The organism is Pseudomonas sp. p21, from assembly GCF_001642705.1.
Lineage (GTDB): Bacteria > Pseudomonadota > Gammaproteobacteria > Pseudomonadales > Pseudomonadaceae > Aquipseudomonas.
In genome coordinates, this window is record NZ_LWBV01000008.1 from 191195 (window position 1) to 215104 (window position 23910).

Annotated in this window: 21 protein-coding genes and 1 pseudogene; 14 read left to right on the forward strand and 8 right to left on the reverse strand. The window is 61.8% G+C overall.

Annotated elements, in window-relative coordinates; all coding sequences use genetic code 11:
• Positions 1 to 96 precede the first annotated feature (96 nt).
• On the forward strand, positions 97 to 1197 hold the full coding sequence (gbcB, locus tag A4C63_RS21670) for a glycine-betaine demethylase subunit GbcB (RefSeq protein ID WP_063914511.1): 1101 nt from the start codon (positions 97 to 99) through the stop codon (positions 1195 to 1197).
• 135 nt (positions 1198 to 1332) lie between these two features.
• Here gbcB and A4C63_RS21675 read toward each other — a convergent pair whose 3' ends face one another.
• Entirely contained in the window at positions 1333 to 2958 is a 1626-nt protein-coding gene (locus A4C63_RS21675; RefSeq protein WP_063914512.1) for a methyl-accepting chemotaxis protein, read from the reverse strand.
• A 276-nt stretch (positions 2959 to 3234) separates the two neighbouring features.
• Here A4C63_RS21675 and A4C63_RS21680 point away from each other — a divergent pair, with 276 nt between their 5' ends.
• From A4C63_RS21680 to A4C63_RS27135, 4 genes and pseudogenes are all read left to right on the forward strand, one after another.
• Positions 3235 to 3465 carry a hypothetical protein gene (locus tag A4C63_RS21680; protein WP_063914513.1) on the forward strand — a complete coding sequence of 77 codons (231 nt, stop codon included), beginning with the start codon at positions 3235 to 3237 and terminating at the stop codon, positions 3463 to 3465.
• Positions 3462 to 3764 (forward strand): cell division protein ZapA, encoded by a 303-nt coding sequence (locus A4C63_RS21685; RefSeq protein ID WP_003257516.1) that lies wholly within the window; start codon positions 3462 to 3464, stop codon positions 3762 to 3764. The genes A4C63_RS21680 and A4C63_RS21685 overlap by 4 nt, the downstream gene beginning before the upstream one ends.
• A 224-nt stretch (positions 3765 to 3988) precedes the next feature.
• Positions 3989 to 5017 (forward strand): annotated as a pseudogene (locus tag A4C63_RS27130) (cache domain-containing protein); the annotation flags it as partial.
• 135 nt (positions 5018 to 5152) lie between these two features.
• Positions 5153 to 5881: a methyl-accepting chemotaxis protein gene (locus A4C63_RS27135; protein ID WP_370464271.1), complete on the forward strand. Its 729-nt coding sequence runs from the start codon at positions 5153 to 5155 to the stop codon at positions 5879 to 5881.
• Positions 5882 to 5987: 106 nt separating this feature from the next.
• Here the strand turns inward: A4C63_RS27135 and A4C63_RS21695 are convergent, their stop codons facing one another.
• Together A4C63_RS21695 and A4C63_RS21700 are read right to left on the reverse strand one after the other, a co-directional pair.
• The gene (locus A4C63_RS21695; RefSeq protein ID WP_063914515.1) at positions 5988 to 7028 is read right to left on the reverse strand and encodes a low specificity L-threonine aldolase; all 1041 of its coding nucleotides are present in this window, start codon (positions 7026 to 7028) and stop codon (positions 5988 to 5990) included.
• 220 nt (positions 7029 to 7248) lie between these two features.
• Positions 7249 to 7686, reverse strand: a complete 438-nt coding sequence (locus tag A4C63_RS21700; RefSeq protein WP_063914516.1) for a hypothetical protein — start codon at positions 7684 to 7686, stop codon at positions 7249 to 7251.
• A gap of 352 nt (positions 7687 to 8038) precedes the next feature.
• Here A4C63_RS21700 and A4C63_RS21705 point away from each other — a divergent pair, with 352 nt between their 5' ends.
• From A4C63_RS21705 to fdhA, 7 genes are all read left to right on the forward strand, one after another.
• On the forward strand, positions 8039 to 9292 hold the full coding sequence (locus tag A4C63_RS21705) for a serine hydroxymethyltransferase (RefSeq protein WP_063914517.1): 1254 nt from the start codon (positions 8039 to 8041) through the stop codon (positions 9290 to 9292).
• A gap of 15 nt (positions 9293 to 9307) precedes the next feature.
• Positions 9308 to 10558: a sarcosine oxidase subunit beta family protein gene (locus tag A4C63_RS21710; protein ID WP_063914518.1), complete on the forward strand. Its 1251-nt coding sequence runs from the start codon at positions 9308 to 9310 to the stop codon at positions 10556 to 10558.
• Positions 10559 to 10572: 14 nt separating this feature from the next.
• Positions 10573 to 10908 carry a sarcosine oxidase subunit delta gene (locus A4C63_RS21715; RefSeq protein WP_039613194.1) on the forward strand — a complete coding sequence of 112 codons (336 nt, stop codon included), beginning with the start codon at positions 10573 to 10575 and terminating at the stop codon, positions 10906 to 10908.
• Entirely contained in the window at positions 10905 to 13922 is a 3018-nt protein-coding gene (locus tag A4C63_RS21720; RefSeq protein WP_063914519.1) for a sarcosine oxidase subunit alpha, read from the forward strand. The genes A4C63_RS21715 and A4C63_RS21720 overlap by 4 nt, the downstream gene beginning before the upstream one ends.
• Before the next feature lie 182 nt (positions 13923 to 14104).
• Positions 14105 to 14737, forward strand: coding sequence for a sarcosine oxidase subunit gamma (locus tag A4C63_RS21725; RefSeq protein ID WP_063914520.1), 633 nt, complete (start codon positions 14105 to 14107; stop codon positions 14735 to 14737).
• Positions 14738 to 14749: 12 nt separating this feature from the next.
• Positions 14750 to 15607, forward strand: coding sequence for a formyltetrahydrofolate deformylase (gene purU / locus A4C63_RS21730; RefSeq protein ID WP_025337397.1), 858 nt, complete (start codon positions 14750 to 14752; stop codon positions 15605 to 15607).
• 307 nt (positions 15608 to 15914) lie between these two features.
• Positions 15915 to 17114 carry a formaldehyde dehydrogenase, glutathione-independent gene (fdhA, locus tag A4C63_RS21735; RefSeq protein ID WP_039613198.1) on the forward strand — a complete coding sequence of 400 codons (1200 nt, stop codon included), beginning with the start codon at positions 15915 to 15917 and terminating at the stop codon, positions 17112 to 17114.
• 197 nt (positions 17115 to 17311) lie between these two features.
• Here fdhA and A4C63_RS26025 read toward each other — a convergent pair whose 3' ends face one another.
• Positions 17312 to 18265, reverse strand: coding sequence for an RHS repeat-associated core domain-containing protein (locus tag A4C63_RS26025; protein ID WP_082888392.1), 954 nt, complete (start codon positions 18263 to 18265; stop codon positions 17312 to 17314).
• A 240-nt stretch (positions 18266 to 18505) separates the two neighbouring features.
• Between A4C63_RS26025 and A4C63_RS21745 the strand changes: the two genes are divergently transcribed.
• Entirely contained in the window at positions 18506 to 19081 is a 576-nt protein-coding gene (locus tag A4C63_RS21745) for a DUF2780 domain-containing protein (protein ID WP_063914522.1), read from the forward strand.
• Positions 19082 to 19218: 137 nt separating this feature from the next.
• On the opposite strand, the gene A4C63_RS21750 is transcribed toward A4C63_RS21745, so the two are convergent.
• Both A4C63_RS21750 and A4C63_RS21755 read right to left on the reverse strand, forming a co-directional pair.
• Entirely contained in the window at positions 19219 to 20568 is a 1350-nt protein-coding gene (locus A4C63_RS21750) for an APC family permease (RefSeq protein WP_063914523.1), read from the reverse strand.
• 245 nt (positions 20569 to 20813) lie between these two features.
• Complete coding sequence (locus tag A4C63_RS21755; RefSeq protein WP_063914524.1) at positions 20814 to 21701, reverse strand: acyltransferase; 888 nt, start codon at positions 21699 to 21701, stop codon at positions 20814 to 20816.
• Positions 21702 to 21883: 182 nt separating this feature from the next.
• On the opposite strand from A4C63_RS21755, the gene A4C63_RS21760 reads away from it, so the two are divergent.
• Complete coding sequence (locus tag A4C63_RS21760; protein ID WP_063914525.1) at positions 21884 to 22384, forward strand: ATP-dependent zinc protease; 501 nt, start codon at positions 21884 to 21886, stop codon at positions 22382 to 22384.
• A 114-nt stretch (positions 22385 to 22498) separates the two neighbouring features.
• Here A4C63_RS21760 and A4C63_RS21765 read toward each other — a convergent pair whose 3' ends face one another.
• Positions 22499 to 23122, reverse strand: coding sequence for a glutathione S-transferase (locus A4C63_RS21765; protein WP_063914526.1), 624 nt, complete (start codon positions 23120 to 23122; stop codon positions 22499 to 22501).
• A 3-nt stretch (positions 23123 to 23125) separates the two neighbouring features.
• The gene (gene msrA, locus A4C63_RS21770; RefSeq protein WP_003255654.1) at positions 23126 to 23794 is read right to left on the reverse strand and encodes a peptide-methionine (S)-S-oxide reductase MsrA; all 669 of its coding nucleotides are present in this window, start codon (positions 23792 to 23794) and stop codon (positions 23126 to 23128) included.
• Positions 23795 to 23910 lie beyond the last annotated feature (116 nt).

Here is a 23910-nt window from a genome sequence, read left to right on the forward strand (position 1 = left end):
TGAGCACGCCGATGTCGCTGGCAGGAATGTACGTCGTCTTCAGCTTGCGCATTATCCAAGCCATAAAAGGCCAATAGTCGGCTGCTGGAGATGAACATGTCCGATACCTTCCTCAATCCGGTCACTACCCAGACCTGGGCCAACGGCCGCCACATCGTGCGCTGCGTCAAGGTCATCCAGGAGACCTGGGACGTGCGCACGTTCTGCTTCATGGCCGACCAGCCGATCATGTTCTTCTTCAAGCCAGGGCAGTTCGTCACCCTGGAGCTGGAGATCGAAGGCAAGCCGGTGATGCGCTCCTACACCATCTCCAGTTCACCGTCGGTGCCCTACAGCTTCTCGATCACCGTCAAGCGTGTACCGGGCGGGCTGGTGTCCAACTTCCTCCACGACACCATGCACGAAGGCGCCGAGCTGCCAGTGCACGGCCCGGTGGGGCTGTTCAACGCCATCGACTTCCCGGCGCAGAAGGTGCTGTACCTCTCGGGCGGCGTCGGTATCACCCCGGTCATGTCGATGGCGCGCTGGTTCTACGACACCAACGGCAATGTCGACATGGTGTTCGTGCACAGTGCCCGTTCGCCGAAGGACATCATCTACCACCGCGAGCTGGAGCAGATGGCTTCGCGCATCCCCAACTTCAGCCTGCACATCATTTGCGAAAAGCATGGCCTGGGCGAGCCGTGGGCGGGTTACCGTGGCTACCTGAACCAGCGCCTGATGGAGCTGATCGCGCCGGACTACATGGACCGCGTGGTGTTCTGCTGCGGCCCGACACCCTACATGACTGCGGTCAAGCGCATGCTCGAAGCGGTCGGCTTCGACATGAAGAACTACCACGAGGAGTCGTTCGGTGCGACGCCGGCCGAAGCCAAGGCCGATGCGGTGGAGCACGCCGAGCAGGCTGCTGACGCGCCGGAGCTGGATGCGGCCGACCTCAACCTGGTGGAGTTCATCGGCAGCGAGAAGAGCATCCGCATCGCCCCGGGCGAGACCGTGCACGCGGCGGCGGCCAAAGTTGGCCTGATGATCCCGAAAGCCTGCGGCATGGGTATTTGCGGCACCTGCAAGGTGCTCAAGCTGGGCGGCGAAGTGGAGATGGAGCACAACGGCGGCATTACCGAAGAGGACGAAGCCGAGGGCTACATCCTGTCGTGCTGCAGCGTGCCGAAAGGGGATGTGCGGATCGATTACTGATCCGGGAATGCAGGGGGCTGCCTTGCAGCCCTTTCGCGACACAAGGCCGCTCACACACAGCCCCCGGTTACGCCGGTCAATGTGGGAGCGGCCTTGTGTCGCGATGGGCCGCAAAGCGGCCCCGGCTATCTGAAGTCAGGTGCGGAAGCGCGCCACCATCCCATTCAGATCCACAGCCAACCGCGACAACTCCGCACTCGCCGCACTGGTCTGATGCGCCCCGGTAGCACTCTGCACCGACAGGTCATTGATGTTCACCAGGTTGCGGTCCACTTCCCGCGCCACCTGCGCCTGCTCTTCCGCCGCACTGGCAATCACCAGGTTGCGCTCGTTGATCTGCGCCACCGCCCCGGCAATGGTGTCCAGCGCCATACCCGCGCCACGGGCAATATTGAGGGTGGACTCAGCGCGTTCGGTGCTGGTGCGCATCGATTCCACTGCCTCTTCCGTACCCCCCTGAATACTGCCGATCATCCGCTCGATCTCACTGGTCGACTGCTGGGTACGATGAGCCAGCGCCCGTACCTCATCGGCCACTACGGCAAAACCACGGCCCGCCTCACCAGCGCGCGCTGCCTCGATCGCGGCATTGAGTGCCAGCAGGTTGGTCTGGTCGGCCAGGCCACGGATCACATCGAGCACCTTGCCGATATCACGCGATTGCTCAGCCAGATGGGTGATCAGCGTGGCGGTGGCTTGCACGTCGCCGCTCATGCGCTCGATGGCACCCACGGTTTCCATGACCAGGTCGCGGCCATCGCCAGCCGAACGGCTGGCTTCGCTGGAGGCCTCCGAGGTGCTGACTGCATTGCGCGCCACCTCTTCCACGGCGCTGGTCATCTCGGTCACCGCAGTGGCGGCCTGTTCGATTTCGTTGTTCTGCTGCTGCAGGCCACGGGCGCTTTCGTCGGTGACGGCGTTCAGCTCCTCGGCAGCCGAGGCCAGTTGAGTCGCAGAGCCGGCAATCAGCAGCAAGGTGTCGCGCAGCTTGTCCTGCATGCGGGCCATGGCGCGCAGCAGGCGGGCAGCTTCGTCGGTACCCTCGGTATGGATGACGTGGGTCAGGTCGCCGTCGGCAATTTGTTCGGCGCACCTGAGCGCCTCGTCAATCGGCTTGACGATGCTGCGGGTCAACAGCAGGGCGCAGGCAAAAGTCAGCAGGGTGGCGGCGACCAACAGGGCGATCACCAGGGAGAACGCCACGTCGTACTGGCTGGCGGCTTTCGCGTTGGTGTCACGGGTCTGCTCGGTATTGATGCGCACCAGGGTCTCCATGATCTTGTTGATCTGTTCGGAGGTGGCCAGCACGTCACGGTTGAGAACCTCCCTCAGTTCGTCGAGGCGGCCGGCCTGGCTCAGGCTGCGCATGTGCGATTCCAGCTGGCGGTACTGGTTTAGCAACTGTACGTATTGGTCGTACGCGGCCTGTTCGTCGGCGGCACTGATTAGCGGCAGGTAGACCTGGCGCGCGCGGTCGATCTCCTGGTTGCGCTGATCCATCAGGTTGAGGGTGTCCTGCTGGTTTTGCGGCTCGCGATTCACCAGAAGGCGGTAGGCGAGGCTGCGCATGCGCAGGTTCAGCACGTTGAGCTCATCGAGGGTTTTGATGGCGGGCACGCTGACCTGTTCGATGACCAGGCCGGCCTCGCGGATGTTGCCCATCTGTACCAGGGAGAAGATACCAAGGGCGAGCATCAGCAGGCCGATAAGCGCAAAGCCAAGCAGTGCGCGCGGGGCAATATTCATGTTGCGTAATGACATGGTACGGGCAGATCCAGGCAAGTGAGGGAGACGCAACCTGTGCGACAGGATGTGACTCCTTGAGTATCGGTCGTGACTGGTCAGTCTTGAGTGTGCGCCTGGCAAAATTGCGCGGCGGCTCCGGTGTTCCTGACCGGCGGTTGATCCAGGTCGGAACAAGGGCGTGGTTCCTCTGTCAATCTGCGGGTTAGACACCTCGTGAATCCGATATTTAATGGCGATGGGCCGCACTTTTCTTTATCGTGTGCGCCCCTCGCAACAACCTGAGATAGACCCATGCTGGAAGCTTCCCTGAATCAAATCGAGCAACTGGTCAGCGACCTGATGCAGAAGAACGCTCAACTCACCGAGCAGAACATCGCCCTCGGCCAGGAACTGGCCCAGGCCAAGGAAGAGAACGAAACCCTGCAGCTGTCGCTGATGGAGCAGGAAGAGAAGAACGGCAGCACCGCCGCACGCCTGCAGGCGCTGCTCGAGCGCGCCAACGCCGGCGTCGTAGGCGCATGACACTGCGAGCGCAACCGATCAATGTCGTGTCGATCCTCGGCAATGACTATTCGATCAAGGCGCCTGAAGGCCAGGAAGCTACCCTGGCCCAGGCGGTGCAAATGCTCAACACGGCGCTGGCCCAGACCAAGCGTCAGTACCCGACCCTGATCGGCGACAAGCTGCTGGTGCTGGCCGCGCTGAACCTGTGTTCGCGGCAGATCGAGCTGCAGGATGAGCACCGCAAGACGCTGGAGCGTACCCAGGCGCAGATCGACGCCACGGTGGACGCCATCGTGCGGACCATTGCCGAACAATAAGGCCCTGCACCGCCCCCTGTGTGAGCGGGTTTACCCGCGAATGCGTCAGTGGATCAACCATCGCATTCGCGGGTAAACCCGCTCCCACAGGGGCGGCGGATTGCTTCAGATCACTGGATTAACTGGATACGCAAGTGTATACACTTTCCGCAAAACAATAATGTGCGGGGAGTAGGGGCATGCGTATCTGGCGTAAGAGCATCCAGCGGCAATTGATCACCAGCATGGGCGCCGCCCTGCTGGCGAGCATCCTGGTGGTGGTTATCATCTTCACGGTGGCGCTCAACCGCCTCACCGAACGGTACCTGGTCGACACCGCGCTGCCCGCCAGTATCGAGGCCATCCGCAACGACATCGAGCGCATGCTGGGCCAGCCGCTGGTGGCGGCGGCGGACATTGCCGGCAACACCCTGCTGCGCGACTGGCTTGCGGCCGGTGAAGACCCCGCCCGGGTCGCGGCATTCATCGAGTACCTTACCGCCGCCAAGCAGCGCAACCAGGCCTTCACCACCCTGTTCGTCTCGACCGAAACCGGCCACTACTACAGCGAGAATGGCCTGGACCGTACCCTCAGCCGCAGCAACCCCAAGGACAAATGGTTCTACGGCTACATCGACAGCGGCGCCGAGCGCCTGATCAATATCGACATCGACGGTGCCACAGGCGAGCTGGCGCTGTTCATCGACTACCGCGTGGAAAAGAATGGCCAACTGGTCGGCGTGGCCGGCATGGGCCTGCGCATGACCGAGCTGTCGCAGCTGATCCATGACTTCAACTTTGGCGAGCACGGCAAGGTGTTCCTGGTGCGTAACGATGGCCTGATCCAGGTTCACCCGGACGCTGCCTTCAGTGGCAAACGCCAGCTCACCGAGCAGCTCGGCGCGGATGCCGCCAAGGCGCTGATGACCGGCGGCGAAGGCCTGCGCAGCAGCCGCTTCAGCCGTGACGGCGAAAGCTACCTGGCGCTCGGCCTGCCCCTGCGCGACCTCAACTGGACCTTGGTGGCCGAGGTGCCGGAGGAGGAGATCTACGCGCAAATGCATCAGGCGGTATGGCTGACCAGCCTGATCGGTGGTGCCGTGGCGCTGGTGTCGCTGCTGCTGGTGGTGGTGCTGGCGCGTGGCCTGGTGCGGCCGATCCGGCGCGTCACTGCGGCGTTGGTGCAGATCGGCAGTGGCGCGGGTGACCTCAGCCACCGGCTGGATGATTCACGCCAAGATGAACTGGGCGACCTGGCACGTGGCTTCAACCGCTTCCTTGACAGCCAGCGCCGGCTGATCGGCGAGGTACTGCACACCTCCGAGCGGCTGCACCAGGCGGTCGAGCAGGTGACGCAGGTGGTGGACAACACCGCCGAGCGTTCCGGGCGGCAGCAGGAAATGACCGAAATGGTCGCCACTGCCGTGCACGAAATGGGGTTGACCGTGCAGGACATTGCCCGCAACGCCGGCGATGCGGCGCAGGCCTCGCAGTCGGCGCGGGATGAAGCCTTGCAGGCGCGCGAGGTGGTGCAACGCTCGATCCGTGGTATCGAGGGCATGTCGGGTGATATCGGCAAGGCGGCCGATGCGGTCAGCCAGTTGGCCGATGAAGTGGCCTCGATCGATGAAGTCCTAACGGTGATTCGTAGCATTTCCGAGCAGACCAACCTGCTGGCGCTGAATGCCGCCATCGAGGCGGCCAGGGCAGGGGAGATGGGGCGTGGATTTGCCGTGGTGGCCGATGAGGTTCGTACTTTGGCCCGGCGCACGCAGCTGTCCACCGACGAAGTGCAGCAGATGATCCAGCGACTGAAACAGGGCGCGGGTTCGGCGGTGAGCTCGATGCAGGCGGGGCAGCAGGCGACGGGTAGCGGGGTGGAGTCGAGCCAGCGAACCGGGGCGTCGTTGGGTGCGATTACTGACCAGGTGGAGCACATTAGCGACATGAACCATCAGGTAGCCACGGCGACCGAGGAGCAGTCGGCGGTGACCGAGGAGATCAACCGTACGGTGCAGGGGATTTCCGACCTGGCGCGGGAGACGGCGGCAGAGGTGCGGGGATGCCGCGAGGAATGCCAGGCGTTGCGTGGTTTGGCGGATGACCTGGCGCGGCAGATGGGTGGGTTCAGGCTTTAGAACGGTGTTGGCTTCTTCGCGGGCTTGCCCGCTCCCACAGGTACTGCACCGCTCTCGTCGGTGGCGGTATTCCTGTGGGAGCGGGCGAGCCCGCGAATGCGGCCTGTCAGGCGCGGATGATGGCGCGGATATCCGCCGCCAGCTCGCGCACCCGCTCTTCCTCGGTATCCCACGAGCACATGAACCGTGCCCCGCCACTGCCGATGAAGGTATAGAACCGCCACCCCCTGCCGCGCAGCGCTTCGATCGCGTGCTCCGGCATCTGCAGGAACACCCCGTTGGCCTCCACCGGGAACATCAGCTCCACCCCTGGCAAGTCACTCACCAGCGAGGCGAGCAACTGCGCGCAATGGTTGGCGTGATTGCCATGGCGCAACCAGGCGCCATCTTCCAGCAGGCCCACCCAAGGCGCCGACAAGAAACGCATCTTCGACGCCAGTTGCCCGGCCTGCTTGCAGCGGTAGTCGAAGTCCTCGGCCAGCTGGCGGTTGAAGAACAGGATCGCCTCGCCCACCGCCATGCCGTTCTTGGTGCCGCCAAAGCACAGCACATCGACGCCGGCCTTCCAGGTCAGCTCGGCCGGGCTGCAACCCAGGAACGAGCAGGCATTGCTAAAGCGCGCGCCGTCCATGTGCAGGTTCAGCCCCAGCTCCTTGCAGGTGGCGCTGATCGCCTTCAGCTCGTCGGGGCGATAGACGGTGCCCACCTCGGTGGCCTGGGTAATGGTGACCACGCGTGGCTTGGGGTAGTGGATGTCCTGGCGCTTCAGCGCCACTTCGCGGATCGACTGCGGCGTCAGCTTGCCGTTGACGCTGGGCGCAGTCAGCAGCTTGGAGCCGTTGGAGAAAAACTCCGGCGCACCGCACTCGTCGGTTTCGACGTGGGCGGTCTCGGAGCAGATCACGCTGTGGTAGCTCTGGCACAGCGAGGCCAGGGCCAGGGAGTTGGCGGCGGTGCCGTTGAAGGCGAAGAACACCTCGCAGTCGGTTTCGAACAGGTTGCGGAAGTACTCCGCGGCGCGTCCGGTCCACTGGTCGTCGCCGTAGGCGCGGTCGTGGCCATGGTTGGCCTTCTCCATGGCGGCCCAGGCTTCGGGGCATATGCCGGAATAGTTGTCGCTGGCGAATTGTTGGCTCTTATCTGTCATGACACTGTCCTGTGAACGACGCAGAACAGCACTCTAAACCATGGTAGGGCCAGTTGCCTATACAAGCAGCGCAGCGTTGTTTGTCGCCATTCGATACACCACTCGATCTGTGCGGAGGTTGCTTTCGTTTGAGGATCAAGAATCCACCTGCTCAGCCCTTGGAGCAAAAGCAGGTGGACGAACAGTAACATGTTGTTTCTCAGGGGGATGTGGCGAGAAGTTATTCCAGGTGGATGTACCAGGCAGAGTCACCTTCTACCCCATTGTCTACATACGCGGCTACGAAACGTTTAGCAACTTTGTACTGATAACCTTTATACGCCAACTGCTCACCAACTGATGTTCGCAGCAGGACCTCTGCTTGATCGTCGCTGGGCTCAAAGCTGTTGCCGTCAGGAAGGTAAACATACATCGTATAATACGTTCCAGTATTATTTTTATCAGGCAGGGAGTGGGTGGGTTTGGCAGGGTTTTCAGCGGCCCAATTAATTTCAGGTGCCAGAGATTTATTGATGCCGCTTAATACGCCGTTTTCCTCAATGTCGTGCTTTGTATCATAAATCAAAACTTCATCTTTGACCGTCACGTTGCACAGTGTGGCTGTTTTTTTCGGGTCCAAGTCGAACGCTAGTTTTTTGAATTTCACTTTGATTGACATTTTAGTATTCCACTGTAGTTAAATTCTAAATGTTTCGTGACTTGCGCCTAGCACAGCAGCGCATGACTTGATGGTGCAGGGGAGGTTGCGAGCCCGCAACTAGCAGAAATGATAGGTGGCGAGCGTATATGTAGTTGAATCTCGGTCACCCAGCCCGGCGAAAAAACACTCAGAAGACAAGGCGGGAGCAGCGATAGCCGGGCTGAAAACCGTATTGCCGCTCAGCGCAATGTCGTAAACGCGCCATTGCAAGGCGTGCGCAGGCATCTGACCCGCCCCGGCCAGTCATAACATCGCCACAAAGGGCCACAGTGCCCCACGACAAAAAACGATCGCTGCCGGGAGATACACGATGTTCAGCAAGCAAGACCAGATCCAGGGTTACGACGATGCACTGCTGGCGGCGATGAATGCCGAAGAACAGCGCCAGGAAGACCACATCGAGCTGATCGCCTCGGAAAACTACACCTCCAAGCGCGTGATGCAGGCCCAAGGCAGCGGCCTGACCAACAAGTACGCCGAAGGCTACCCGGGCAAGCGCTACTACGGTGGCTGCGAGCACGTGGACAAGGTAGAAGCCCTGGCCATCGAACGCGCCAAGCAGCTGTTCGGTGCCGACTACGCCAACGTCCAGCCGCACTCCGGCTCCTCGGCCAACGGTGCCGTCTACCTGGCCCTGCTGCAGGCCGGTGACACCATCCTCGGCATGAGCCTGGCCCACGGCGGCCACCTGACCCACGGCGCCAAGGTGTCGTCCTCGGGCAAGCTGTACAACGCTGTGCAATACGGCATCGACACCAACACCGGCCTGATCGACTACGACGAAGTCGAGCGCCTGGCTGTCGAGCACAAGCCGAAAATGATCGTTGCCGGCTTCTCGGCCTACTCCAAGACCCTCGACTTCCCGCGCTTCCGCGCCATCGCCGACAAGGTCGGTGCGCTGCTGTTCGTCGACATGGCCCACGTAGCCGGCCTGGTTGCCGCTGGCCTGTACCCGAACCCGATCCCGTTCGCCGACGTAGTCACCACCACCACCCACAAGACCCTGCGCGGTCCGCGTGGTGGCCTGATCCTGGCCAAGGCCAACGAAGAGATCGAGAAGAAGCTCAACGCCGCCGTATTCCCGGGCGCCCAGGGTGGCCCGCTGATGCACGTGATCGCCGCCAAGGCCGTGTGCTTCAAGGAAGCGCTGGAACCTGAGTTCAAGAGCTACCAGAAGCAAGTCATCGAAAACGCCCAGGCCATGGCCCAGGTGTTCATCGACCGTGGCTATGACGTGGTCTCCGGCGGTACCGACAACCACCTGTTCCTGGTCAGCCTGATTCGCCAGGGCCTCACCGGTAAGGATGCCGACGCCGCCCTGGGCCGCGCGCACATCACCGTCAACAAGAACGCCGTGCCGAACGACCCGCAGTCGCCGTTCGTCACCTCGGGCCTGCGCATCGGCACCCCGGCGGTCACCACCCGTGGCTTCAAGGTCGCGCAGTGCGTGGCCCTGGCCGGCTGGATCTGCGACATCCTCGACAACCTCGGTGACGCAGACGTCGAAGCCGATGTGGCGAAGAACGTCGCGGCCCTGTGCGCAGATTTCCCTGTTTACCGCTGAGTGGAGTCACACACCATGCAACGTTACTCGGGCTTCGGCCTTTTCAAGCACTCCCTCAGCCACCACGAGAACTGGCAGCGCATGTGGCGCACGCCAACCCCTAAAAAGGTCTATGACGTGGTTATCGTCGGCGGTGGCGGCCATGGCCTGGCCACGGCCTACTACCTGGCCAAAGAGCACGGCATCACCAACGTTGCCGTGATCGAGAAGGGCTACCTGGGCGGCGGCAACACCGCCCGTAACACCACCATCGTGCGTTCCAACTACCTGTGGGACGAGTCGGCGCACCTGTACGAGCACGCCATGAAGCTGTGGGAGGGCCTGTCCCAGGACCTCAACTACAACGTCATGTTCTCCCAGCGCGGCGTGTACAACCTGTGCCACACCCTGCAGGACATGCGTGACTCCGAGCGCCGCGTCAGCGCCAACCGCCTGAACGGCGTGGATGGCGAGCTGCTCAACACTGCCCAGGTCGCGGCCGAGATCCCGTACCTGGACTGCTCGAAGAACACCCGCTACCCGATCCTCGGTGCCACCGTGCAGCGCCGTGGCGGCGTGGCCCGTCACGACGCCGTGGCCTGGGGCTTCGCCCGTGCCGCCGACGCCCTGGGCGTGGACCTGATCCAGCAGACCGAAGTGATCGGTTTCCGCAAGGAAAACGGCGCGGTCATTGGCGTGGAAACCAACAAAGGCTTCATCGGCGCCAAGCGCGTCGGCGTGGTCACTGCCGGTAACTCCGGGCACATGGCCAGGTTGGCCGGCTTCCGCCTGCCGCTGGAATCGCACCCGCTGCAAGCACTGGTATCCGAGCCGATCAAGCCGATCATCGACAGCGTGATCATGTCCAACGCCGTACACGGCTACATCAGCCAGTCCGACAAGGGCGACCTGGTGATCGGTGCCGGTATCGACGGCTGGGTCGGCTACGGCCAGCGCGGTTCGTACCCGGTGATCGAGCACACCCTGCAGGCCATCGTCGAGATGTTCCCCAACCTCTCGCGCGTGCGCATGAACCGTCAGTGGGGCGGTATCGTCGATACCTCGCCGGACGCCTGCCCGATCATCACCAAGACCCCGGTCAAGAACATGTTCTTCAACTGCGGTTGGGGTACTGGCGGCTTCAAGGCGACCCCGGGTTCGGGCAACGTCTTCGCCGCGAGCCTGGCCAAGGGCGAAATGCACCCACTGGCCGCGCCGTTCTCCATGGACCGTTTCTACAGCGGCGCACTGATCGACGAACACGGCGCTGCCGCCGTCGCCCACTAACCGGAGACACCGTCATGTTGCATATTTTCTGTCCCCACTGCGGCGAGCTGCGCTCCGAAGAAGAGTTCCACGCCTCTGGCCAGGCGCACATCGCCCGCCCGTTGGACCCTAACGCCTGCTCCGACGAGGAGTGGGGTACCTACATGTTCTACCGTGACAACCCACGCGGTATTCACCACGAACTGTGGGACCACGTTGCCGGCTGCCGCCAGTACTTCAACGTCACCCGTGACACCGTGACCTACGAAATTCTGGAAACCTACAAGATTGGCGAGAAGCCGCAAGTGACCGCCAGCGGCAAGCAAAGCAGCGCCGCGTCGACCGTCAAAGGCCAAGGGGAAAAAGTATGAGCCAGACCTATCGCCTCGCCAGCGGCGGCCGTATCGACCGCAGCAAGGTCCTGAACTTCAGCTTCAACGGCAAGACCTACCAGGGTTATGCCGGTGACAGCCTGGCCGCCGCGTTGCTGGCCAACGGCGTCGACATCGTCGGCCGCAGCTTCAAGTATTCGCGTCCACGCGGCATCATCGCCGCCGGTACCGAAGAGCCGAACGCCATCCTGCAGATCGGCTCCAGCGAAGCCACCCAGATCCCCAACGTGCGTGCCACCCAGCAGGCGCTGTACGCAGGTCTTGTAGCCACCAGCACCAACGGCTGGCCGAACGTCAACAACGACGTCATGGGCATCCTGGGCAAGGTGGGCGGCAGCATGATGCCGCCGGGCTTCTACTACAAAACCTTCATGTACCCGAAATCGTTCTGGATGACTTACGAGAAGTACATCCGCAAAGCCGCCGGCCTTGGCCGCGCGCCGCTGCAGAACGACCCGGACAGCTACGACTACATGAACCAGCACTGCGACGTGCTGATCGTCGGCGCCGGCCCTGCTGGCCTGGCCGCCGCACTGGCCGCTGCCCGCAGCGGTGCCCGCGTGATCCTGGCTGACGAGCAGGAAGAGTTCGGCGGCAGCCTGCTCGACACCCGCGAAACCCTCGACGGCAAGCCTGCTACCGATTGGGTCAACGCCGTGGTCAAAGAGCTGGAAAGCCTGCCGGAAGTGACCCTGCTGCCACGTGCCACGGTCAACGGCTACCACGACCATAACTTCCTGACCATCCACGAGCGCCTCACCGACCACCTCGGCGACCGCGCCCCGATCGGCCAGGTTCGCCACCGCGTGCACCGCGTGCGTGCCAAGCGCGTAGTGCTGGCTGCCGGCGCCCACGAGCGCCCGCTGGTGTATGGCAACAACGACGTGCCGGGCAACATGCTGGCTGGTGCCGTGTCCACCTACGTACGCCGTTACGGCGTGGCCCCGGGCCGCAAGCTGGTGCTGTCGACCAACAACGACCACGCCTACCGCGCCGCGCTGGACTGGCACGACGCCGGCCTGCAAGTGGTCGCCATCGCCGACGCCCGCCACAACCCGCGTGGCTCGCTGGTTGAAGAAGCACGTGCCAAAGGCATCCGCATCCTCACCTCCAGCGCCGTGATCGAGGCCAAGGGCAGCAAGCATGTTACCGGCGCCCGTGTGGCCGCCATCGACGTGCAGGCACACAAGGTCACCAGCCCTGGCGAAACCCTCGAGTGCGACCTGATCGCCACCTCCGGCGGTTACAGCCCGATCGTGCACCTGGCTTCGCACCTGGGCGGTCGTCCGGTATGGCGTGAAGACATCCTCGGTTTCGTGCCGGGCGATGCTCCGCAGAAACGCGAATGCGTGGGTGGCATCAACGGCGTCTACGCCCTGGGCGACGTGATCGCCGATGGCTTCGAAGGCGGCGTTCGCGCAGCCACCGAAGCGGGCTTCAAGGCCACCGTTGGCAGCCTGCCGAAAACCGTTGCGCGCAAGGAAGAGGCCACCGTGGCGCTGTTCCAGGTGCCGCACGACAAAGGCACTGCCCGTGCACCCAAGCAGTTCGTTGACCAGCAGAACGACGTCACCGCAGCCGCCATCGAACTGGCCACCCGCGAAGGCTTCGAGTCGGTCGAGCACGTGAAACGCTACACCGCGCTGGGCTTCGGTACCGACCAGGGCAAACTGGGCAACATCAACGGCCTGGCCATTGCCGCCCGTTCGATCGGCATCACCATCCCGGAAATGGGCACCACCATGTTCCGCCCGAACTACACGCCGGTGACCTTCGGCGCGGTAGCCGGCCGTCACTGTGGCCACCTGTTCGAGCCCGTGCGCTTCACCGCCCTGCATGCCTGGCACGTGAAGAACGGCGCCGAGTTCGAAGATGTCGGCCAGTGGAAGCGCCCATGGTACTTCCCGAAAGCCGGTGAAGACATCCACGCCGCCGTGGCCCGTGAATGCAAGGCCGTGCGCGACAGCGTGGGCCTGCTGGACGCCTCGACCCTGGGCAAGATCGACATCCAGGGCCCGGATGCGCGTGAGTTCCTCAACCGCATCTACACCAACGCCTGGACCAAGCTCGACGTGGGCAAGGCCCGCTATGGCCTGATGTGCAAGGAAGACGGCATGGTCTTCGACGACGGCGTAACCGCCTGCGTCGGCGACAACCACTTCATCATGACCACCACCACTGGTGGCGCCGCCCGCGTGCTGCAGTGGATGGAGCTGTACCACCAGACCGAGTGGCCGGAACTGAAGGTGTACTTCACCTCGGTCACCGACCACTGGGCCACCATGACCCTGTCCGGCCCGAACAGCCGCAAGCTGCTCAGCGAGCTGACCGACATCGACATGGACAAGGAAGCCTTCCCGTTCATGACCTGGAAGGAGGGCAACGTCGGCGGCGTACCGGCCCGGGTGTTCCGTATCTCGTTCACCGGCGAGCTGTCGTACGAAGTCAACGTGCAGGCCAACTACGCCATGGGCGTGCTGGAACAGATCATCGAGGCAGGCAAGAAGTACAACCTGACCCCGTACGGCACCGAGACCATGCACGTACTGCGTGCCGAGAAGGGCTTCATCATCGTTGGCCAGGACACCGACGGCTCGATGACCCCGGACGACCTGAACATGAGCTGGTGCGTGGGCCGCAACAAGCCGTACTCGTGGATCGGCCTGCGTGGCATGAACCGCGAAGACTGCGTGCGCGAGAACCGCAAGCAGCTGGTAGGACTGAAACCGGTCGACCCGACCAAGTGGCTGCCCGAAGGCGCCCAGCTGGTGTTCGATCCGAAGCAACCGATCCCGATGGACATGGTTGGCCACGTCACCTCCAGCTATGCGTCCAACTCCCTGGGCTACTCGTTCGCCATGGGTGTGGTCAAAGGCGGCCTCAAGCGCATGGGCGAGCGCGTGTACTCGCCACAGGCGGATGGCAGTGTGATCGAGGCGGAGATCGTGTCTTCGGTGTTCTTCGATCCGAAGGGTGAGCGGCAGAACGTTTGAGGCTTCACCGGTAGCTCTGATTGGAATGCGACCTCTGTGGGAGCGGGTTCACCCGCGAATGCGATGGTGAATTCACCGCCCTCTTCGCGGGTAAACCCGCTCCCACACTGGGTCTCCTCAGTCTGTGACTACAGGTTCTACCTCAGGTCTTCGCGATCAACAGAATTCAAGGCAGGTAAGAAATGAGCGCTATCAACGTCTTCCAGCAAAACCCCGGCGCCGAGGCCAAGGCCCAGTCGCCACTGCACCACGCCGACCTGGCCAGCCTGGTTGGCAAAGGCCGCAAGAACGCAGGTGTGACCCTGCGTGAACGCAAGTTCCTCGGCCACCTGACCATCCGTGGCGACGGCCACAACCCGGACTTCGCCGCCGGCGTGCACAAGGCCCTGGGCCTGGAGCTGCCAGTGGCGCTGACCGTGGTCGCCAACAACGAAATGTCGCTGCAATGGATGGGGCCGGACGAGTGGCTGCTGATCGTCCCGGGGGGCCAGGAGTTTGCCGTCGAGCAGAAGCTGCGCGCGGCCCTCGAAGGCCAGCACATCCAGGTGGTCAATGTCAGCGGCGGGCAGAGCCTGCTGGAGCTGCGCGGCCCGAACGTGCGCGAAGTGCTGATGAAGTCCACCAGCTATGATGTTCACCCGAACAACTTCCCGGTGGGCAAGGCTGTCGGCACCGTGTTCGCCAAGTCGCAACTGGTGATCCGCCGTACCGCCGAAGACACCTGGGAGCTGGTGATTCGCCGCAGCTTCGCCGACTACTGGTGGCTGTGGCTGCAGGACGCTTCGGCCGAGTACGGCCTGAGCATCGAGGCTTAAGGAGAACAGAACATGAGTCGGGCACCGGATACCTGGATTCTCACCGCCGACTGCCCGAGTATGCTCGGCACCGTCGACGTGGTGACGCGTTACCTCTTCGAGCAGCGCTGCTACGTGACGGAGCACCACTCCTTCGATGACCGGCAGTCGGGGCGTTTCTTCATTCGCGTGGAGTTCCGCCAGCCGGACGATTTCGACGAAGCCGGCTTTCGTGCCGGCCTTGCCGAGCGCAGCGAAGCGTTCGGCATGGCGTTCGAACTGACTGCACCGAATCACCGACCCAAGGTGGTGATCATGGTGTCCAAGGCCGACCACTGTCTGAACGACCTGCTGTATCGCCAGCGTATTGGTCAACTGGCCATGGACGTGGTCGCGGTGGTGTCCAACCACCCCGATCTCGAACCCCTCGCGCACTGGCACAAGATCCCTTACTACCACTTCGCCCTCGACCCCAAGGACAAGCCTGGGCAAGAGCGCAAGGTACTGCAGGTGATCGAGGAAACTGGCGCCGAGCTGGTGATTCTTGCGCGTTACATGCAGGTGCTGTCGCCCGAGCTGTGCCGGCGCCTGGATGGCTGGGCGATCAACATTCACCACTCGTTGCTGCCAGGGTTCAAGGGTGCCAAGCCTTATCACCAGGCGTACAACAAGGGTGTGAAGATGGTCGGTGCCACGGCGCACTACATCAACAACGACCTCGACGAAGGGCCGATCATTGCCCAGGGTGTCGAGGTGGTGGACCACAGCCATTACCCGGAAGATCTGATTGCCAAAGGGCGCGACATCGAATGCCTGACCCTGGCGCGGGCTGTCGGTTATCACATCGAGCGGCGGGTGTTCCTCAACGCCAACCGGACGGTCGTTCTCTAATAACCTGTACCGGCCTCTTCGCGGCTAAAGCCGCTCCCCCAGTTACTGCTGCTCTTGAAACCAGCATCGAACCCTGTGGGAGCGGCTTTAGCCGCGAAGAGGCCAGAACAGGCCACCGCCTCTGTTTTACCCTCCCATATCTTCCAACGACACCCCTGCCGCTAAAAGGCATCTCCCTGTCGCTTCCAGTCAGCGCATATCGGCCCATCCGGCCCACAATTCCCTGCATTCCAGAAACACATGCCGCCCACGGATGGCGGCGCGTTCAACCACCGCTGCATAAATATAAATCAAGCGAGGTAAGAGCATGTCTGGCAATCGTGGAGTGGTATATCTCGGCGCCGGCAAGGTCGAGGTGCAGAAGATCGACTACCCGAAAATGCAGGACCCACGCGGCAAGAAGATCGAGCATGGCGTGATCCTGAAGGTGGTCTCCACCAACATCTGCGGCTCCGACCAGCACATGGTCCGCGGCCGCACCACTGCCCAGGTCGGCCTGGTCCTGGGCCACGAAATCACCGGTGAAATCGTCGAGAAAGGCCGCGATGTCGAGCGCATGCAGATCGGCGACCTGGTCTCGGTACCCTTCAACGTCGCCTGTGGCCGTTGCCGCTCCTGCAAAGAGATGCACACCGGTGTCTGCCTCACCGTCAACCCGGCCCGCGCCGGCGGTGCCTACGGCTACGTCGACATGGGCGACTGGACCGGCGGCCAGGCCGAATACGTGCTGGTGCCGTACGCCGACTTCAACCTACTGAAACTGCCGGAGCGCGACAAGGCCATGGAGAAAATCCGTGACCTGACCTGCCTGTCCGACATCCTGCCGACCGGCTACCACGGTGCCGTGACTGCCGGTGTCGGCCCGGGCAGCACCGTCTACGTCGCCGGTGCCGGCCCGGTTGGCCTGGCCGCCGCTGCTTCGGCGCGCCTGCTGGGCGCTGCCTGCGTGATCGTCGGCGACCTCAACCAGGCTCGCCTGGCCCACGCCAAGTCCCAGGGCTTCGAAGTGGTCGACCTGTCCAAGGACACCCCGCTGCACGAGCAGATCGTCGATATCCTCGGCGAGCCGGAAGTGGATTGCGCCATCGACGCCGTAGGCTTCGAGGCACGCGGCCATGGCCACGAAGGTGCCAAGCATGAAGCGCCGGCCACCGTGCTGAACTCGCTGATGCAGGTTACCCGCGTTGCCGGCAACATCGGTATCCCGGGCCTGTACGTGACCGAAGACCCGGGCGCGGTGGATGCCGCCGCCAAGATCGGCGCGCTGAGCATCCGCTTCGGCCTGGGCTGGGCGAAATCGCACAGCTTCCACACCGGCCAGACCCCGACCATGAAGTACAACCGCCAGCTGATGCAGGCGATCATGTGGGATCGGATCAACATTGCCGAAGTGGTGGGTGTGCAGGTGATCAACCTGGACCAGGCGCCGGAAGGGTACGGTGAGTTCGATGCAGGTGTGCCGAAGAAATTTGTGATCGACCCGCACAAGATGTGGGGTGCGGCGTAACAACCGTCGTTAGACAAGAGCCCCTCGAATCGAGGGGCTTTTTTATGGCTGTTCCGGTCTAATAGGAAGGTTGCAAATTTAAGTCTGGCGCCGAGCTGGTTTGCCGACGATGGGGTCAGCCCTGCCACACCATCTCTTAGGCATCATTCCCGACTCAGCATCATCCATCAGCGCCTTGGCCAAACGCTGTACCCAGGCTATTGCTCCCACTGAAAATGGCGCTTGTCGGTTCTTACGTTACGTACTTCTTCATTCGTCCGTTTAGGCCGTTGTTGAAGATAATCTTGATATTTTTGCCTATCTATTTGCTCTTTCAATTTTTGATTTTGTATTTTGGTTTTGATTCTATTCTCAATTTCATCGAGTGCGGCATAAAACACTTTGGATACTTCCACCTGCTGTTCATCTAGTGATTTATAGAACTCTGAGAATTCTCCATTTCCGCGGCTATAGTGTTTTTCTCTATATTTTTTGGCTTCCTTGCTTAGAGCTTTTACTCTGGGGAGGTTGTTGCGTTTATTTAGCATCTCTTTTCTTGATGCCATTAATTGTTTAAGGTTTCCTGAAGTGCTCGAAATTTCAAGGTTGTTGAGTGCGATGGATCTGTCTATGCGTTGGGTGTTGTAAGTTTCGACTTGCTTGGTGAGCGATTCTTTTCGGCCGAAAATGTTTCTAACACCTTTCCAGAATTTCATGTGGCCTGAAGGGTCGATATTATTTATCGGATCACCCCCGCAGTAGCTGTAAGCGTTGATTCCGCCGGCATCAAAAGGGCTGAGAGTGTCAGGGCAGGTGAATCTCATGTTATGGAAGCTATAGGGTCGGTTATAACCGATTCCGAGTAGGTAGAGCCCTAGCTCAATAATTAGAAGTTCTCCGTTGTATCCCGGAGTGGTCCCTGCGCTGGGGGTGTTTGACATGTTTCCGTATGGGGTATAGGCAATAGGTCGTTCGGTGCTGCCTGATTTTTTCAGGACGCTTGCCGAGTCGTCAGTCAAATAAAGCTTTACAGGGTTTTCAATGTCACCTTGCCAATCGCCAAGTACATTTTGGTCGTTGCGAAATAATGTGCGATTTCCCGTTGGTGTTTTCAGGTTGTGGGGGCGCCCGCCCATATAAAAAAATTGTTGGCCTAAGTTTCTAGCACTCATGGTAACCCTCGGCTGTGGAGTTCAAGGTCATGCATGAGTATCAAACGACTTTTTTGACAGCGCTACTGGCAAAAATGATAGGTCCATATGGCGCCGGCCAGCGAGGTGTATTTGCATGATGTGTCAGCGATTTTCGTTCCGCGATCACATCACATCTGATGTCTGTACCGGAACAAACACCAAAACCCTGAGTCAAATTCCTCGTTTCCCAGGCCATCCCGGCCGACGAGGTCCCTCCCGATGAAAGCATTCACCCTGGCAACCCTGATGACCCTGGCCGCTAGCCCGGTGTTCGCCTTCAACCTCAGCGACGCCGCCAACGCCGTGTCTGCCATGCAGAACCAGCAACAGCATGGCCAGGTGCAGGCGCCCGAGGCGCAGGCCAATTTGCTCAACACCTTGGGCAGCCAACTGAATATCACCCCCGAACAGGCCATTGGCGGGGCAGGGGCGATGTTGGGGCTGGCGCGCAATAACCTGAGCAGCGATGACTATGGGCAATTGACCAAGGCGGTGCCGGGGCTGGACCTGCTTGCGGGGGCCAGTGCACTGGGTGGTTTGAGTGGCCTGGGTGAGTTGCTGGGTCAGAACAGCGGGAGCCAGTCGGCCTTGAACAATGCGCTGGGCAGCAATGTGGAAAACCGCAGCGACCTGGACAATGCGTTCAAGGCGCTGGGCATGGATACCGGGATGATCGGGCAGTTTGCGCCGTTGCTGCTGCAGTACCTGGGGCAGCAGGGGATTGCCGGGTCGTTGTTGCAGAACCTGGGCAGCTTGTGGACTGCCCCGGCGCCATTGACCCAACCTTCGGTCTGATCATTTTCTAACACCAGTACCGGCCTCATCGCCGGCAAGCCGGCTCCCACAGGGTTATCGTTGCCCTCAGCTGGCGCTGTACCTGTGGGCGCTGGCTTGCCGGCGATGAGGCCAGCACAGCCAGCGCAATTTTCAGGTCATGTAGCTTCGGTGAAGTCCACCAACCGCACTGGGCGACGGAAGCCGGCGGTCAGCACAGCCAGGTACGCCAGGCCCAGCGCAAACCAGCACAGGCCAATGACCAAGGTCAGCGCCGACAGGCTGGTCCACAGCCACAGTGTCAGCCCCAACCCCACCAGCGGCACCAGGCCATAGTTCAGCAGCCCTTTGAGGCTGCGCTGCGAGGCATCGTCCAGCAGATGGGTCTTCACCACCGCCAGGTTCACCGTCGAAAACGCGACCAGCGCACCAAAGCTGATCAGCGAGGCAAGGGTCGCCAGGTCGATTACCAGTGCCAGCAACGAGAACGCCGAAACCAGCAAAATGGCGAACACCGGCGTGCCAAAACGCGGTGACAGGTAGCCGAAAGTGCGCTGCGGGAGCACCTTGTCGCGCCCCATGGTGAACAGAATACGCGACACCGCCGCCTGCGAGGCCAGCGCCGAGCCCAGGCTGCCAGCGACATACGCAGCTGTGAAGAAGTTGGCCAGGAACTGCCCGCCCGCCTTGAACATCACCTCGTTGGCCGCCGCGTCGGCATTGGCAAAGGCGGTGCCCGGCAGTACCAGCTGGCTGACGTAGGCCAGCACGGTGAACAGCAAACCGGCGAACAGGGTGGTGAGGATGATGGCCCGTGGCACATCGCGGCGGGCATCGCGGCATTCTTCAGCCAAGGTCGAGACAGCATCGAAGCCGAGGAACGACAGGCACAGCACCGCAGCCCCTGCCATCAGGGCGCCAAAGCCCGGCTGCGAACCGTCGCCCAGCAGCGGCGACAGCAGGTCGAGCGGCTGGCCAGCCAGAGACTGGCAGGACAGGGCGACGAACACCACGATGAAGATGATTTGCGCGCCAACGATCAGGTTGCTGGTCTTGGCCACCGAGTGAATGCCGACCACGTTGAGCACCGTGACCAGGGCAATCGAGGCCAGCGCGATCGACCACGCGGGGATGGCCGGAAAGGCGATGTTGAGGAACAGGCCGATCAGCAGGTAGTTGATCATCGGCAGGAACAGGTAATCCAGCAGCAGCGACCAACCGGCCAGGAAGCCGATGTTCGGGCCGAAGGCCATGTTGGTGTAGGAGTACGCCGAGCCCGCGACCGGGAAGCGTTTGACCATGAAGCTGTAGGAGGTGGCGGTGAACAGCATGGCCACCAGCGTGACGATATAGGCGCCGGCAGTGCGGCCACCGGTGAGCTCGGTGACGATGCCGTAGGTGGTGAAGATGGTCAGCGGGACCATGTACACCAGGCCGAAGAACACCAGGGCGGGCAGGCCGAGGACACGGCGGAGCTGGGTGGGGGTAGAGCTGGGTGGGTTGGCCATCGTTCGATCCAGAGCATTTTTGTAGTTGTGCTTTGGTCGATTTTTATCCACTTAGGTGGGGGATGACAAAAAAGTAATCCTTATGCTGATTATTAGCCTGGGTTCTAATCGGATTCTTGCAGTGCCTGTTCCGGCCTCTTCGCGGGTAAACCCGCTCCCACAGGGGACCCACAGGTATTGAGTGCTGCGCAGTACCTGTGGGAGCGGGTTTACCCGCGAAGAGGCCAGTACAGGCAGTAAAGATCTCAGCCCATCTCCACCCGCAGCTGCTCGATCCGCTGGTCCTTCTCCACCCACAACTGGTTCACCCAGGCCTGCACGGTCCGGCGGAACTCGGGATCATTCTCGTAATCCCCCGACCACAGCACCGGGTCCAGCTCGCGCACGCGAATGTCGATAATCACCCGGCTGATGCTGCCATTGAGCAAGTCCCAGAACCCCGGCGCCTTGTTGCCGGGGTACACGATGGTCACGTCCAGCAAGGCATCCAGCTGCTCCCCCAATGCCGCCAGCACGAACGCCACGCCACCCGCCTTGGGCTTGAGCAGGTAGCGATACGGCGACTGCTGCTGCTGACGCTTGGCCTCGGTGAACCGCGTGCCTTCCAGGTAGTTCACCACGGTCACCGGCTGGCGCTTGAACAGTTCACAAGCCGCCTTGGTGATTTCCAGGTCCTTGCCCTTGAGCTCCGGGTGCTTTTCCAGGAAGGCCTTGCTGTAGCGCTTCATGAACGGGTAATCCAGCCCCCACCAGGCCAGGCCCAGCAGCGGCACCCAGATCAGCTCCTTCTTCAGGAAGAACTTGAAGAACGGTGTACGGCGGTTGAGGCTCTCGATGAGTGCCGGAATATCGACCCAGGTCTGGTGGTTGCTGACGGCCAGGTACGAAGTGTCCTTGCGCAGGTTCTCGACGCCGCGGATATCCCACTGGGTAGGGATGCACAAGGCAAAGATGGCCTTGTCGATCTCCGACCAGGTCTCGGCCACCCACATCACCGCCCACGAGGCATAGTCACGCCCACGCCCCGGCAGCACCAGTTTGAGCAGGGCGAAGACCAGCAGCGGGCAGATCAACACCAAGGTGTTGAGCAGCAGCAGGGTAGTTGTGAGGATGCCGGTCAGCAGGCGACGCATAAAAAGACTCTTGTTGTGGGAGATAAACGGTTGGCAATGATAAGCAGGGCGGTGGCCTACGCCAAATTTCCAATGCCCTGCGGCAGGGACAAATGTTTCACATTATGTTGGTTAGGCTTGTGACAGCGAACCTATCCTGCCAGTGCAGTCTAAGCACTGACTCTTCTCAAGGAAGCCTGCCTGTGAAACCTCTGCTTGCCCTGTTGTCGTTGCTGGCGCTGCCGGTCATGGCCGCCGAACCCACGATCTACGGCCGTTACGAGAACATAGCCCTGCCCGAACTGGGCGAAACCCTGAAAGCCAAGATGGACACCGGTGCCTTCACTGCGTCGCTGTCGGCCAAGGACATCGAACTGTTCACCCGCGATGGCGACGAGTGGGTACGCTTCCGCCTGGCCACCAAGGACTCGGACGGCAAGGTTTACGAGCACAAGGTCTCGCGCATCAGCAAGATCAAGGGCCGTGCCGACGAAGAGGAGGAAGGTGATGCGCCGGAAATCTCCAAGCGCCCGGTGGTCGACCTGGAGCTGTGCCTGGGTGAGGTGAAGCGCACCGTGGAGGTCAACCTGGTGGACCGCAGCAGCTTCAACTACCCGCTGCTGGTGGGCTCCAAAGCGCTGCGCGAGTTCAAGGCGGCGGTCAACCCGGCCAAGAAGTTTACCGCTGGCAAGCCTGACTGCTGATTTCGGCTGGCTTTACTGGCCCTTTCGCGGGCAAGCCCGCTCCCACAGGTATCGCGCAAGTCTAACGCTGTGCGCCGTACCTGTGGGAGCTGGCTTGCCGGCGATGGCGGCCTTTCAGGCTACTGGAGAGGTAGCGACCATCGACGGCCGCTTGACCACCTCGGCATACCACGCCGCCAACCCAGGCTGGCGCTCACGCCAGCCGAACTCCGGCTGACGCAAATCCAGGTACCCCAGTGCACAGGCCACACCAATCGCCGCCAGGTCGAACCCGGACATCAACTCGGGCAAATGTTCCTGCTCCAGGTTGGCCAGGCTACGGCGAATCTTGTCGCCCTGCGCCTGCAACCAGCCATCCCAGCGTTTCTCCTCGGGCCGCAAGAAGCTTTCATAGCGCGACAACACCGCCGCATCCATGATCGCATCAGCCTGCGACACAAGGGTCATGCGCCGCCAGCGCGCCGAGCCTTCGCGCGGCAGCAGCGGCAGGCCGACGTGCTGCAGGTCGAGGTATTCGCAGATCACCCGGCTGTCGTGCAGTATCGTGCCATCTGCCAGGCGCAGGGCCGGGATCTTGCCGATCGGGTTGTCCTGGTTCAGTTGCGGGTCGCCGCTGATCGGGCTGATGTTCACCGGCTGCAGCTGCACACGCTCAAGCTGGCCGGTCTCGTGCAACACCACCATCACCTTGCGCACGAATGGTGAGAATGGCGAGTGGAACAGGGTCATCGTGCTCATGCGTCAGTTACCCTGCAGGCTTGGTGGCAGGCACACGCCGGTACCGCCGATACCGCAGTAGCCGTCCGGGTTCTTGGCCAGGTACTGCTGGTGGTAGGCCTCGGCGAAGTACACGGTTGGTGCTTGGTCGATTTCGGTGGTGATCTCGCCGAAGCCGGCCTTGCTCAGTTCAGCCTGGAACGCATCGCGGCTGGCCTTGGCCTGTTCCAGCTGTTCTGGGCTGGTGCAGTAGATGGCCGAGCGGTACTGGGTGCCGATATCGTTGCCCTGGCGCATGCCCTGGGTCGGGTTGTGCAGTTCCCAGAACATCGCCAACAGCTCGCGGTAGCTGACCTTGTCCTTGTCGAACACCACCAGCACCACCTCGGTGTGGCCGGTCAGGCCCGAGCAGACTTCCTCGTAGGTGGGGTGGGGGGTGAAGCCGCCGGCGTAGCCGACCACCGTGCTGACCACGCCTTCACGCTGCCAGAAGCGGCGTTCGGCACCCCAGAAGCAACCCAGGCCGAAGATGGCGAAGTCGATGGCACCTTCGAAGAAGGGCCCAAGCAGTGGCGTGTCTTTGAAGACATAATGGAACTCGGGCAGGCTCATTGGCGTTTCGCGGCCAGGCAGGGCCTGTTCCGCGGTAGGCATGACGTTTTTGTTCACCAGGATTTCCGAACGCAGGACCATGGCCGTTCCTCTGTATGTCAGTTGAATAGGTGTTGGGGCCTTCGCGGGCATGCCCGCTCCCACAAGATCACCGCAGGATTTCAATGCTGTGGTGGACTCATGGGGGCCACAGGCTC